The 13027-nt window shown below is 68.6% G+C and carries 13 protein-coding genes and 1 pseudogene; 9 read left to right on the plus strand and 5 right to left on the minus strand.

The features are described 5' to 3' along the window. Together ACJ73U_RS31925 and dnaA are read right to left on the minus strand one after the other, a co-directional pair. A pseudogene (locus tag ACJ73U_RS31925) lies at positions 1-282 on the minus strand (DNA polymerase III subunit beta); the annotation flags it as partial. Positions 283-990: 708 nt separating this feature from the next. Next, on the minus strand, positions 991-2652 hold the full coding sequence (dnaA, locus tag ACJ73U_RS31930; RefSeq protein WP_407781452.1) for a chromosomal replication initiator protein DnaA: 1662 nt from the start codon (positions 2650-2652) through the stop codon (positions 991-993). A gap of 486 nt (positions 2653-3138) precedes the next feature. Here dnaA and rpmH point away from each other — a divergent pair, with 486 nt between their 5' ends. The 8 genes from rpmH to ACJ73U_RS31970 all read left to right on the plus strand — a co-directional run bounded on the left by rpmH (position 3139) and on the right by ACJ73U_RS31970 (position 8553). Further along, positions 3139-3276, plus strand: a complete 138-nt coding sequence (rpmH, locus tag ACJ73U_RS31935; protein ID WP_407781453.1) for a 50S ribosomal protein L34 — start codon at positions 3139-3141, stop codon at positions 3274-3276. Between the two features lie 5 nt (positions 3277-3281). After that, positions 3282-3716, plus strand: a complete 435-nt coding sequence (gene rnpA / locus ACJ73U_RS31940; protein ID WP_407781454.1) for a ribonuclease P protein component — start codon at positions 3282-3284, stop codon at positions 3714-3716. Next, positions 3713-4057: a membrane protein insertion efficiency factor YidD gene (yidD, locus tag ACJ73U_RS31945; RefSeq protein WP_407781455.1), complete on the plus strand. Its 345-nt coding sequence runs from the start codon at positions 3713-3715 to the stop codon at positions 4055-4057. Before rnpA ends, yidD begins: the two co-directional genes overlap by 4 nt. Before the next feature lie 6 nt (positions 4058-4063). After that, positions 4064-5197, plus strand: coding sequence for a membrane protein insertase YidC (yidC, locus tag ACJ73U_RS31950; RefSeq protein ID WP_407781456.1), 1134 nt, complete (start codon positions 4064-4066; stop codon positions 5195-5197). A gap of 32 nt (positions 5198-5229) precedes the next feature. Further along, a complete protein-coding gene (locus ACJ73U_RS31955) occupies positions 5230-5805 on the plus strand; it encodes a protein jag (RefSeq protein WP_407781457.1) in 576 nt (191 codons plus the stop codon). A 49-nt stretch (positions 5806-5854) separates the two neighbouring features. Then, a complete protein-coding gene (gene rsmG, locus ACJ73U_RS31960; RefSeq protein ID WP_407781458.1) occupies positions 5855-6541 on the plus strand; it encodes a 16S rRNA (guanine(527)-N(7))-methyltransferase RsmG in 687 nt (228 codons plus the stop codon). 123 nt (positions 6542-6664) lie between these two features. Beyond that, positions 6665-7564, plus strand: coding sequence for a ParA family protein (locus ACJ73U_RS31965; RefSeq protein ID WP_407781464.1), 900 nt, complete (start codon positions 6665-6667; stop codon positions 7562-7564). An 11-nt stretch (positions 7565-7575) separates the two neighbouring features. Continuing rightward, positions 7576-8553 carry a ParB/RepB/Spo0J family partition protein gene (locus ACJ73U_RS31970; RefSeq protein ID WP_407781459.1) on the plus strand — a complete coding sequence of 326 codons (978 nt, stop codon included), beginning with the start codon at positions 7576-7578 and terminating at the stop codon, positions 8551-8553. 55 nt (positions 8554-8608) lie between these two features. Here ACJ73U_RS31970 and ACJ73U_RS31975 read toward each other — a convergent pair whose 3' ends face one another. Beyond that, positions 8609-9559 (minus strand): D-alanine--D-alanine ligase, encoded by a 951-nt coding sequence (locus ACJ73U_RS31975; protein ID WP_407781460.1) that lies wholly within the window; start codon positions 9557-9559, stop codon positions 8609-8611. Between the two features lie 78 nt (positions 9560-9637). After that, entirely contained in the window at positions 9638-10942 is a 1305-nt protein-coding gene (locus tag ACJ73U_RS31980; RefSeq protein ID WP_407781461.1) for a PLP-dependent aminotransferase family protein, read from the minus strand. Positions 10943-11091: 149 nt separating this feature from the next. On the opposite strand from ACJ73U_RS31980, the gene ACJ73U_RS31985 reads away from it, so the two are divergent. Beyond that, the gene (locus ACJ73U_RS31985) at positions 11092-11718 is read left to right on the plus strand and encodes a GNAT family N-acetyltransferase (RefSeq protein ID WP_407781462.1); all 627 of its coding nucleotides are present in this window, start codon (positions 11092-11094) and stop codon (positions 11716-11718) included. 69 nt (positions 11719-11787) lie between these two features. Here ACJ73U_RS31985 and ACJ73U_RS31990 read toward each other — a convergent pair whose 3' ends face one another. Next, positions 11788-12927 carry an N-acetylmuramoyl-L-alanine amidase gene (locus ACJ73U_RS31990; RefSeq protein ID WP_407781463.1) on the minus strand — a complete coding sequence of 380 codons (1140 nt, stop codon included), beginning with the start codon at positions 12925-12927 and terminating at the stop codon, positions 11788-11790. Between the last annotated feature and the right edge of the window lie 100 nt (positions 12928-13027).

Here is a 13027-nt window from a genome sequence, read left to right on the forward strand (position 1 = left end):
ACACTCTAACACTAAAACAACCTCTTCCGAACTAACGTACTTGGTGATGTCCGCGAGCAGCCGCCCGGACACGAGCGTGCGGCCGCCGTCGCCGATCGTCGCCGCGACCCCGACGGTCGCCGACACCTCGTAGTCGAACCCGGAGATGGTCAGCCCGTCGGACGACTCGCCTGCGTCCAGAAGGATCCCGCCGAGAACGGGAACCGGCGGCCGGGTCGGCAGGCTGCGCGCGACCCAGGCGACGGCGTCGGCGAGACCGTCACGCTCGACGCGGATCTTCATGAGATTCCTTTCCAGACACGAGGGGTCGCGCACCGAGCGGACGTCGCCTCGAGAAAGCAGCGTTGGTCGTCACCGTAGAGCCTGCGTGATCGCCGCTCCAATCGGGCCCTCGCCTCGATGCTTCCACTTCGTGACGCACGCGTTCGCGCACACGCACACCCCTGTTTTTCTTTTGTTGATAACCCTTGAAGAAAAAAACAGTAGTAGTAGTAAGTGCTGTGGATTGTGTGGATAACCCTCAGATCCGCACGTCGCGACTGTGTGCGCCCTGGGGATGGCGCCTGGGGAGAACCTTGGGACAACTCGGGGCCCACGTGGACAACTCGAGCCTGTGCAAGGTTGATCCACAGTTGGTCCCCAGTTGTCCACAGCCCGCTCCCCAGAAGCGAGTGGCTCACCCCCAGGTTGTGCACAGGGTTGGGGAGGCTCATGAGTCCCCTTTCCGAGTGAAGGCGGGGACAGGTGCGACGCAGGACACATCGACGGAGACGACCGAATCCGGCCGTCTCCGTGAAAACGTCGTGCCGCACAAGGAAATTCGGGCGCGGACCGGCCGCCGCCGACCTGGCGGAGCGAGGCGGCCGGCGGCCCACGCGGCTCATCGTCGGGCGATCGTGGGGACCGGTGCCTGCCCTGTAGACACGTCGGCCGGCGGCGCCTGGGAGAGGCGCACGCCGGCCGGGTAGTACTCGCGGAGCGACCATGTCGCTAGCCGCGGGCGCGTTGCTTGATCCGCGAGGTGAGTTCCTGGACCTGGTCGTAGACCCGCCGCCGCTCGGCCATCTCCTTGCGGATCTTCTTGTCCGCGTGCATGACGGTCGTGTGGTCGCGGCCGCCGAAGGTCTGGCCGATGCGGGGCAGCGACATGTCGGTCAGCTCGCGGCACAGGTACATGGAGATCTGCCGCGCCTGCGCGAGCGCCTTCGTCTTGCCGGGGCCGCACAGGTCCTCGATGGAGACGCTGAAGAACTCCGCCGTGACGGCCATGATCGTCGAGACGCTGATCTCCGGGACCTGCGAGTCCGGGATGAGGTCACGCAGCACGATCTCGGCGAGGCCGACGTCGACCGGCTGCTGGTTCAGCGACGCGAACGCGGTGACGCGGATGAGCGCGCCCTCGAGCTCGCGGATGTTGTGCTCGATGCGGGCCGCGATGAACTCGAGCACCTCGGCCGGCGCCGGCAGCCGGTCCTGCGCCGCCTTCTTGCGCAGGATGGCGATGCGGGTCTCCAGCTCGGGCGGCTGGATGTCCGTGATGAGACCCCACTCGAACCGCGTGCGCAGCCGGTCCTCCAGCGTCTCCAGCCGCTTCGGCGGCCGGTCGGACGACACGACGATCTGCTTGTTCGCGTTGTGGAGGGTGTTGAAGGTGTGGAAGAACTCCTCCTGGGTGCCTTCCTTGCCCTCCAGGAACTGGATGTCGTCCACCAACAGGATGTCGATGTCGCGGTAGCGCCGCTGGAACGCGACCTTGCGGTCGTCGCGCAGGGAGTTGATGAAGTCGTTCGTGAACTCCTCGGTCGACACGTACCGCACGCGCATGCCGGGGAACAGCCGCTGCGCGTAGTGGCCGACCGCGTGGAGGAGGTGGGTCTTGCCGAGACCGGACTCGCCCCAGATGAACAGCGGGTTGTACGCGCGGGCCGGCGCCTCCGCGACCGCGACGGCGGCCGCGTGTGCGAACCGGTTGGAGGCGCCGATGACGAAGGTGTCGAACGTGTACTTCTCGTTGAGCCGGGTCTTGGAGGTCTGCGGCTGGGCCGGCGCGGTGAACGGCTGTCCGGCCATGGGGGGCGGCGGCGGGTACTGCGGCGGTTGCTGCGGACCCGGCCAGATCTCGTGGACGGTGGCGAGCGCGTCGCGTTCCTCGTCCACCTCGTCGTTGTCCGAGTCCGGTCCGGAGCCGTCACCCTTGCCGGGAGGCTTCTCAGTATTACTTAGGTCAACTGCGCTCAGTGGCCTCATCACGAGCGTCTGCTCGACGAGCGAGCCGACCCCCGGCCGGGGTGCGCCCGGTCGCGGTTGGCCCGGCGCCATGGGCACGTTGATCGGCGGCGGGGGCGGCGGTGACTGCACCACCACCGGAGGCGGCGTGGCCTGGGTGGTGCCGACCGGGTCGACCTTCACGGCCAGGGAGACCACCCGGCCGAGCCGGCGGGACAGCGCGTCGGTGATCGGTTCGCGCAGCGCACGCTCGATCGCGTCCTTGGCGAAGTCGCTCGGGGCGGCGAGCAGCGCGGTGCCGTCGAGCAGTCCGATGGGCCGGGTGACCCGCATCCACGCCCGCTGCTGCGGGGACAGCGTGCCGGCGGACAACTCCCGCACGACCTGCTCCCACACCACGCTCAGGTTCATCTGCTGCTCGGACACCTACGAGCTCCCCTCCCCGCCACGTTGTCCCAGCTGGCCTTGCACCATCACCGCTACCCCTCGCTGTGTCGGCACCCTGGTGCGGCCCGCCGGGAGGCGAGCGCGGGAGCGGCCCGGGTGTGAGCAGCATCCACAGGGTTGTCCACAACTGTGCACGAAGGTACGACGGACCGCAGCGGAACCCGCCGGAGGCCCCGCCGTAATCTCCGCGGCGCAGTGGGCTCCCACTCCCCTGGCCAACCAAGAGCACGCACGCTAACAAGCCCTGGCGTATGCCACAAGACGCAGGCGGGGGCAAGCACCGAACGTACTTGGCGTGTCGCCCAAAGGTCTCCCGGGCTTGCCCACGCTCCACCCGCATGCATGCTCGCCGGAGAGCGTGCCGTACCCTGTGAAGGTCTCCCGTCAGTTGTGGGTGAGTCCTGCGCGCCGTCAGGCCGCGACGGGGACAGATAACTTTGACGAGCCGTATCGGGAGATCCAGTCGTGAGCAAGCGTACTTTCCAGCCGAACAACCGCCGCCGGGCGAAGACCCACGGGTTCCGCCTGCGCATGCGTACCCGTGCCGGCCGGGCGATCCTCGCGGCTCGTCGGCGCAAGGGTCGTAAAGCCCTCTCCGCCTGAGCCGCTTGCTCCCCGCGTCTTCTCGACTGAGCGGTAGCGACAACTTTCGGCTCGTGACCAGGAAGGGGCGCCGCGCTGGGCGTCCCAGGCTCGTCGTGCACGCCATCACGGCTGATGAGGTCGCTCGCTTTCGCGCGGGCGCTGACGGATTCGACCGCGTCGACCCGGCACTCGCCGAGGGCGGCGCGGTCCCCAGGGTCGGGTTCGTGGTGAGCAAGGCGGTCGGCAACTCGGTGGTCCGCCATCGGGTGGTCCGTCGCCTGCGCCACCTCCTCCGCGCCCGGTTGGGAACCGTGCGGCCAGGCTGCACGTTGGTCGTCCGGGCGCTGCCACCCGCCGCCACGGCGGCCAGCGCCGACCTCGGGAACGACATTGACGCCGCTCTGCGGCGGTTGCGGCTGGACGGCCGCGAAGACAGTGATATCGGCGGTGCCAAGTGACCACCCAGCCCGACGCCGAAGACCAGGACGCCCAGACGCGTAGGCCAGGTCCGGTGGCGCGGGTGCTGCTCGTGCCCGTCAACTTCTACCGGCGATGGATCTCGCCGGTCCTTCCTCCCAGCTGCCGGTTCGAGCCGAGCTGTAGCGCGTACGCCGTGGAAGCCCTCACGACCCACGGCGCGCTGCGCGGCTCCTGGCTCACCGTGCGCAGGTTGCTGCGCTGCGGACCGTGGCACCCCGGTGGGTACGACCCGGTGCCACCCCGCCACCAAGACCTCGAAGTGCCGGCCGCCGACATCGACAAGGCCGGCCCGGAACACCACACAGCAGCCAAGGAGTAAGGCCTCGTGCTGAATTTCATCTACTACCCGGTCTCAGGGATCCTGTGGTTCTGGCACAAGGCCTTTGGGTTCGTCTTCGGCGAGTCGAGCGGCATCGCCTGGGTGCTCAGCATCATGTTCCTCGTCTGGACGTTGCGAGCGATCCTCTTCAAACCGTTCGTGAACCAGGTCCGGTCGATGCGCAAGATGCAGCAGGTCGCGCCGGAGATGAAGAAGATCCAGAAGAAGTACGCGAGCGACCGGCAGCGCCAGGCGCAGGAGATGCAGAAGCTCCAGCGCGAGCACGGCTTCAACCCCATCGGCGGCTGCCTGCCGATGCTGCTGCAGATCCCGGTGTTCATCGGTCTGTACCACGTGCTGCGCTCGTTCGTGCCCGGCCACACCGAGAACTACGTCTTCGACGCGCAGGGCGTGCAGTCCTACATCGACGCCAACCTCTTCGGTGCGCGACTGTCGAACTTCATCACGCAGCCGCAGGCGGCGCTCGAACAGCTCGGTGCGCACCGCACCTCGGTCATCATCGTCTCGATCCCGCTGATGATCCTGGCCAGTGCCCTGACGCACCTGACCGCACGGCACTCGGTCACGCGGCAGAACCCGGAGTCGGCGACCGCGCAGACGGCGATCATGAACAAGCTGACCATGTACATCTTCCCGCTGGGTGTGCTGGTGTTCGGCCTCTTCTTCCCGATCGGTCTGCTGTTCTACTGGCTGTCGAACAACTTCTGGACCCTGATGCAGCAGCGCCTCGTGTACAAGCGGATCGACGCCGAGGAAGAGGAGAAGAAGGCCGCGGCGATCGAGAAGCGGACCAGCCTCGCGCCGAAGCCGGGTGCCAAGCCGGACCAGGAGCGCAAGAAGAGCGCCGCGCCCGCGCCCGGTGCCAAGCCGCAGCCGGGGGTCAAGCCCGCGCCCAACGCGAAGGCCGCCGGCATCGCCCGCAAGTCCGCGGGCGCCAACAAGCCGGAGACCGGTGCGAAGCCGGCGCCCAACGCGAAGGCGGCGGGCACCGCCAAGCCGAAGTCCAACGGCGCGACCAAGTCGTCCAGCTCCGAGAACGGCAGCGGTGACGGCTCCACGGTTTCCGGTCTGAGCGCAGACCGTTCCCGCAAGAAGAACACAGGCCGGAAGAATCGCTGACGCGGCTGATCCGGACCTGGAGAGGAGAAGTCGTGCCGGAGACGGTGCAGGAGTCGGGTGCCGACGGAGTCGCTGCCGACGCCGAGGAACAGCTCACCGAGGGGGGTAGTCGGAACGGCGAGGGTGATCGTGCCTCGTCGAGCGAGGACCTCCTCGTCCGTGAGGGAGACATCGCTGGGGACTACCTCGAGCAGCTGCTCGACCTCGTCGACTACGACGGGGACATCGACCTCGACGTTGAGGCCGGTCGCGCGGTGGTGAGCATCGAGGGCGGCGACGATCTGGAGAAGCTCGTCGGCCCCCGTGGCAACGTCCTCGAGTCGCTGCAGGAGCTGACCCGGCTGGCGGTGCAGCAGGAGACCGGTACGCGTAGCCGGCTCATGCTCGACATCGCCGGGTGGCGTGCGGACCGCCGCGAGGAGTTGGCGGACCTCGGCCGGGCGACGGCGGAGCGGGTGCTGGCGGAGGGCGAGAAGATCCGCCTCCAGCCGATGACCCCGTTCGAGCGGAAGGTCGTGCACGACGCGGTGGCGCAGATCGACGGCGTCCACAGCGAGAGCGAGGGCGAGGACCCGAGGCGACGCGTCGTGGTCTTCCCGAAGCCGTGAGGGATTTCGTGCTCGGACCTTGCGAAGCGAATCGTCGAGGCTGTTTCACGTGAAACATCCCCCACAGATCGCGACAACTGTTTTTGGCGAGAACCTGACGGCGGCGGTGCGGTTCACTGAACTGCTCGCCGCCGTCGGCGTTGAGCGGGGTTTGATCGGACCGCGGGAGGTCGACCGGCTCTGGGATCGCCACATCCTCAACTCGGCCGTCGTCGCGGAGGCGATTCCCGAAGGTGCTCGCGTGGTCGATCTCGGCTCGGGTGCGGGACTCCCCGGAGTGCCACTCGCCATTGCTCGACCCGATCTTGAGATCACTCTTTTGGAGCCAATGGCTCGCCGGGTAGCGTGGTTGACCGAAGTCGTCGATACTCTTGCGCTGTCCGCAAGTGTGGTTCGGGGCCGTGCGGAAGAACCGGCCATCAAGCAACAACTCGTGGGCACCGATGTGGTCATTGCGCGGGCGGTCGCTCCGCTTGCTCGACTGTGGGCGTGGAGCGCACCCCTGCTCCGGCAGGGCGGTCGGCTCGTCGCGCTCAAGGGAGAGAGCGCTGACGAGGAAGTCGCGCGTGATGGCTCAGCGGTGACCAGGGCGAGTGGTTCGCCTCCGGTGGTCGAGAAGTGCGGCGCGGACGTGCTGGCGGTGCCGACGACCATCGTCGTGGTGACTCATGTCGGTTCACAGCAAAAGAGCGGACATAAAACACGACGCGCGGGCAAGCACACGCGGCGACCGTGAGGTTGGCGCGTCATGATGGAGCAAGGATTGTTTCACGTGAAACAGCACGATTCCGTGCCAACCAAAGGCGAGGTGTAGCCACCGATGACCGGACGCCATGATGTCCAGGATGCGAGCGGCGCCATGCACGACAACGTCGAGGCAGCGGTAGCGGTGTCCGGCTGGACGCCGATCGCGGAGGAAGCCGAGCGGGCGACGCGGATGTTGCACCCGAAGACCAACCTGCCGCGGCCCTCTCGGCGCCGCGTGATGACCGTGGCGAACCAGAAGGGTGGCGTCGGCAAGACGACCAGCGCGGTGAACCTCGCGGCCGCTCTCGCCATGCACGGCCTGAAGGTGCTCGTCGTCGACCTCGACCCCCAGGGCAACGCCAGCACCGCACTCGGCGTCGACCACCGGTCCGGCGTGCCCTCCATCTACGAGGTGCTGATCGGCGAGGTGTCGCTGACCGACGCCGCCGCCGTCAGCGACCAGTCCCCCAACCTCTACTGCGTGCCGGCGACCATCGACCTCGCTGGCGCGGAGATCGAGCTGGTGTCGATGGAGGGTCGCGAGTCCCGGCTCAAGCAGGCGCTGCCGACCGGAGCGCTGGATGACCTGAACCCGGACTACGTCTTCATCGACTGCCCGCCCTCGCTTGGCCTGCTGACCGTCAATGCGATGGTCGCCGCCGAAGAGGTGTTGATCCCGATCCAGTGCGAGTACTACGCGCTGGAAGGTCTGTCGCAGCTGCTGCGCAACATCGAGCTGGTGCAGAACCACCTGAACCCGAACCTGCTCGTATCCACGATCCTGCTGACGATGTACGACGGGCGTACCAAGCTCGCCGATCAGGTGACAGCGGAGGTCCGGAAGCACTTCGGCGACACGGTCCTGCGTACTGTGATCCCCAGGAGCGTGAAGGTGTCCGAGGCCCCCGGCTTCGGGCAGACGGTACTCGCGTACGACCCGGGTTCTCGGGGAGCGATGAGCTACCTCGACGCGGCACGGGAGATGGCGGAGCGCGGGTTCCGCGCTGAGTAGAGAGCTGAAGCATGAGTGAGCGCAAGGGTGGTCTCGGGCGAGGGCTCGCGGCACTGATTCCGCAGGGTCCGGCCGACGGTGGCGGCAGCGGTCCCATGAAGCTGCCGACCGCGCCTCGACCGAAGGCCGCCGCAGCCCCGGAGGCGCCCAGCGGCACTGTGGGTGGGGCGGTCTACCAGGAGATCCCGGTCGACCAGATCAAGGCCAACCCGAAGCAGCCCCGCCAGGTCTTCGACGAGGACGCGCTCGCCGAGTTGGAGCACTCCATCCGCGAGTTCGGGCTCATGCAGCCCATCGTCGTTCGCGAGCTGGGTTCCAACGAGTACGAGCTCGTCATGGGCGAGCGCCGGCTGCGTGCCGCCCAGCGCGCGGAGCTCGGCAAGATTCCCGCGATCGTTCGGCAGACGGCCGACGAGTCGATGCTGCGGGACGCCCTGCTGGAGAACATCCACCGCGTTCAGCTGAACCCCCTCGAAGAGGCGGCGGCCTACCAGCAGCTGCTCGAGGAGTTCGCGGTCACGCACGACGAGCTGGCGTCCCGCATCGGTCGTAGTCGGCCGGCCATCACCAACACGATCCGGCTACTCAAGCTCCCCCTGGCCGTGCAGCGCCGGGTCGCGGCCGGCGTCCTGTCGTCCGGGCACGCCCGCGCGTTGCTCGGTCTCGAGGACGCCGGTCAGCAGGAGGAGCTGGCCGCCCGCATCGTCGCCGAGGGAATGTCGGTGCGGGCCACCGAGGAGGCGGTCGTGCTCCTCAAGGGCGCGGCCCCGGCCAAGCCCAAGACCGCTCCGCAGCGCAAGCCGATCCAGGCGCCGGGCCTCCAGGACGTCGCCGACCGCCTCTCATCCGCGTTCGACACCCGCGTGAAGGTCGAGTTGGGCAAGCGCAAGGGCAAAATCGTGGTCGAGTTCGGGTCCGTGGACGATCTCGAACGTATAGTCGAAATAATGTCGAAAAATGGGGCAAATCCGGCATCGTATGAGGCCTAAGGGATCACCCCAGGCCGTATTGTCACGGTGACGATGACGTTGCGTTGACCAGAAACTACCGAGCGCGAGTGACCGCTCGCTCGATCAGCTCGGCGTAAATGTCGCCGAGCGAGCGGCCTGCGACCTCCGCCGCCATCGGCAGGAGCGAGGTTTCGGTCAGTCCCGGCGACGAGTTCACCTCCAGGAAGTACACGGTCCCGTCCGGCGCGACGATCGCGTCGGTCCGGGACACGTCCCGCAACCCGAGCAGCCGGTGCGCCGCGACGGCGAGGTCCGCCACCGCGGCCGCCGCGGTCGGGTCGAGCCGGGCGGGTGCGTGGAAGTTCGTCAGCCCCGCGGTGTAGCGGGCCGTGTAGTCGTAGATGCCGGACTCCGGCTCGATCTCGATCGCGGGCAGTGCCACCGGTCCGTCCGATCCCTCGACGACCGCGACCGCCACCTCGACGCCGGTGATGAACCGCTCGGCGAGCACGGTCTCCCCGTACGCCAGACAGCCGACCATCGCGGCCGGCAGGTCCGCCGCGTCTCGGACTACCTGCGCGCCGAGCGCCGACCCACTCTGGTCCGGCTTCAGCATCATCGGCAGACCCAGCCGGTCGACCATCGCGTCGAGCACCGGCTTGGCACCCAGCTCCCGGAACGTGCTGTGCGGCAGCACCACCCAGTCCGGCGTCGTGAGCCCGGCGCGGACCAGCTCGGTCTTGGCGGTCGGCTTGTCCCACGCGCGGCGGCAGGCATGCGAGTCCGCGCCGACGTACGGCACGTTCAGCATCTCCAGCACGGTCTGGACCGAGCCGCCCTCGCCCTCGACGCCGTGCAGCGCGACGACGACCGCGTCGGGCCGCTCGGTGCGCAGCCGGTCCAGCAGTGCCGAGTCGGCGTCCCACACGTCGACCGCCAGCCCCACCGAGCGCAGTGCCGCGGAGAGCCGGCGACCCGACCGCAACGACACGTCCCGCTCGTGCGAGAGACCACCGGAAAGCACCGCGACGGCGAGATCGGACACCTGACACCCCTCAGTACTGGGCCACCATTCACCGTGACCGTACACAGGGGCGATGCGTGCGGGCGTGACCTGTCGCGGTTACGCGATGTCCGGCCCCGGCACCTGCGAACCGCGACCGGTGCGCTGGTTGATCGGCCCGAACGTGTTGGCGAGGTCCAGCTCCGCCGCGAGCACGGCCGCGAGGCGGCGCACGCCCTCCTGGATGCGTTCCGGCGTCGGGTAGCAGAACGACAGGCGCATCTGCCGGGAGCCGAAGCCGTCCGCGTAGAAGCCGGTCCCGGACACGTACGCCACCCGCGCGGTGACCGCCCTCGGCAGCATCGCCTTGGTGTCCACGCCCTCCGGTACGGTCATCCACACGAAGAAGCCACCCGCCGGCACCGTCCACGAGCAGCCGGCCGGCATGTGCTGTTCCAGCGCCGACAGCATCGCGTCGCGCCGCTCCCGGTACGCCGACTGGAACGACTTGATCTGGCCCTTCCAGTCGTGCGAGGTGAGGTAGCGGGACACGATCATCTGGTTCAGCGCGGGCGGGCACAGCGCGGCCGACTCGGCGGCCAGGACCAGCTTCTCCCGCACCGCGTGCGGCGCCAACGCCCACCCGACCCGCAGCCCGGCAGCGAACGTCTTCGAGAACGAGCCGAGGTACACGACGTTGTCCGGGTCCATCGACCGCAGCGACGGGTAGGTCTGGCCGTCGAAGCCCAGCAGCCCGTACGGGTTGTCCTCGACCACCAGCACGCGGTGGGACCGGCAGATCTCCAGGATCTCCGCCCGCCGGGAGACGGCCATGGTCACGCCGGCGGGGTTGTGGAAGTTCGGGATCGTGTACAGGAACTTGACCTGCCGGCCGGCGTTCTCGGTCGCGGCGAGGGCCTCGCGCAACGCCTCCGGCACCAGGCCCTCGTCGTCCATGGCGACGTGCACGACGTCGGCCTGGTAGGCGGCGAACGTGCCGAGCGCGCCGACGTACGACGGCCCCTCGGCGAGCACGACGTCACCAGGATCACAGAAGATCCGGGTGACCATGTCCAGCGCCATCTGCGACCCGACGGTCACCACCACGTCGTCCGGGTGGGCGCGGATCTCCTCCAGGGCCATGACCTCGCAGATCTGGTCCCGCAGCTCCGGCACGCCGTGCGCGGACCCGTACTGCAGCGCGACCAGGCCGTCCTTGCTGATCAGCTCCGCGACCTGGGTAGACAACGTGTCCAGCGGCAGCGCGGTCAGGTTCGGCATGCCGCCGGCGAGCGACACCACCTCCGGGCGGCTGGCCACGGCGAAGAGAGCTCGTACCTCGGAGGCCGTCATCCCGGCGGCGCGGGCGGCATACCTGCGCAGATGCGGGTCCAGACTACGGCTTCCTGCGGGTTCGAGGGTCATGGAGCGCTCATCTCAGCCGGTCGGTTAGCTCAAGCGAGTGTAACCAGTGCGATATTCACCCCTCGCCGGTTCCGACCCGGCGGGAAGCCGACGTATCCTGGCTGTGCACACGTGGTGGGGCCCGCTCGAGGCCCAGGGTGGGAGGTCAGGTGTCGCGACGCGTCGTGGGCGTCACGCTGGACAACCTCGAGGATCTCCCCAAACACAGCCGGTCGTGCGTGTACTGGGAGCTCGCCCCACACCTCAAGGAACAGGCTGAGGAGTTCGGCACCGCGGAGCTCGAGAAGGAAGCCTGGGTCTCCAGCGTGCTCCTCGAGTGGGGCTCCTGCGGTCGGCTCGTCTACAGCGACAAGCTGCCGGTCGGGTTCGTGCTGTACGCCCCACCCACGGCCGTGCCGCGTGCCTCCGCGTTCCCCACCTCGCCGCCCAGCCCGGACGCCGTTCTGCTCACCGGCTTCTACGTGCTGCCGGAGTTCCGCCGAGGTGGGCTCGGCCGGATGCTGGTCCAGGCCGTGGCCAAGGACCTGACCCGGCGCGGGGTGAAGGCCATCGAGTCGTTCGGGGACGCCAAGCCGGACGAGGACGTCTCGTGCGTCGTGCCGTCCGACTTCCTCCTGAGTGTCGGCTTCAAGACCGTCAGACCGCACCCCCGCTGGCCCCGTCTACGCCTGGAGCTGCGTTCGGCACTGTCCTGGAAGGAAGACGTCGAGGCGGCGCTGGAGCGACTCCTGGGCTCCGTTTCGGTGTCCACCGCGAGCCCCGTCCTCCAGCAGTAGACGTCGAAGACATGAAACAGCCCCCGGAGCGATCACTCCGGGGGCTGTTTCATGTGAAACATTGATCGTTTACTCGGCCTTGGCCAGCTCGTGCCGGAGCACGTCCTCGAACGTGAAGGTGCCGGTCGGCTGGTCGTTCTGGCCCAGCAGGTACATCCGCTTGACGGCGACGAGGATGCCCTCGGCCACCACGTCCCGGAACGACGGGTCGGTCAGCCGGCGGCCGTCGTCGAGGTTGGTCAGGTAGCCGATCTCGACGCGGACGGCCGGGCACCGGGTCAGGCGCAGGGTGTCCCACGTCTTGCGGTGCGTCCGGCAGTCCCGCAGGCCGGTCCGCACGACCAGCTCACGCTGGATGAACCCGGCCAGCGTCTCCCCGATGGTGGAGGTGTTGCCGGTGATCGTGCCGAAGTGGAACGTCGCGACGCCCTGGGCCACCGGTGACCGGTTGGCGTCCGTGTGCAGGGACAGGAACAGGTCGCCGCCCACGTCGTTGGCGAAGTGCGCGCGCTCGGCCTCGGACGGGCACTGGTGCGGGCCGCGGGACAGCAGCGCCTGCATGCCGGTCGCGGCCATCTTGCCCTCGAGTCGGCGAGCCAGGTCCCACACGACGTCGGCCTCGTTGACGCCGCCGACCGACACACCCGTGTCCTGGCCGCCGTGGCCCGGGTCGATGACGATTCGCTTGCCCCGCAGCCGCGGCCCGGCCTTGCGGACCCGCTCCTGCTCGCGCAACAGCACCGGCGAGCCGCCCCGGGCGCGCGGGGACAGCTGACGCAACCCCCGCACGGTCTCGGCGCCGCAGATGCCGTCCACGGTCAGCCCGTAGTCCCGCTGGAACGTCCGCAGCGCGGCCTCGGTCTGGGCGCCGAACACGCCGTTGGGCCGCCCGGCGTCGTACCCCAGCTCCAGCAACCGCTCCTGCAGCGCCAGTACGTCGTCCCCGCTCAACGGGGAGGACACGAGGTACGCGAGCGGTCGGGCGCCGAGCTGGTAGGTGGCGTCCTTAAGGGCACGATAGGTGGCCGGACCGACCAAACCGTCGGTGATCAGGCCACGCTGCTGCTGGAATGTACGCACGGCGTGCTCCACCGCGGGGTCGTACACCGGCGGGGCCTGCGGATCGACAGGCAGGAGACCAAGCCCTGCGAGAGTCGCGCGGACCTCTGCTATAGCCGGTCCCTGGTCACCGCGGCGGAGTACCCGCATGCACCCCTCGCTCGGGTCAGGCACCGACACCCAAGTCGGCGCGAACGTGGCATTCCTGTCGCAGCATGGCTGCTAGTCCACTATTGTGCCCTGCCGCGAA

This window comes from Actinophytocola sp. (assembly GCF_045807065.1).
In the GTDB taxonomy this organism is placed as follows: domain Bacteria; phylum Actinomycetota; class Actinomycetes; order Mycobacteriales; family Pseudonocardiaceae; genus Actinophytocola.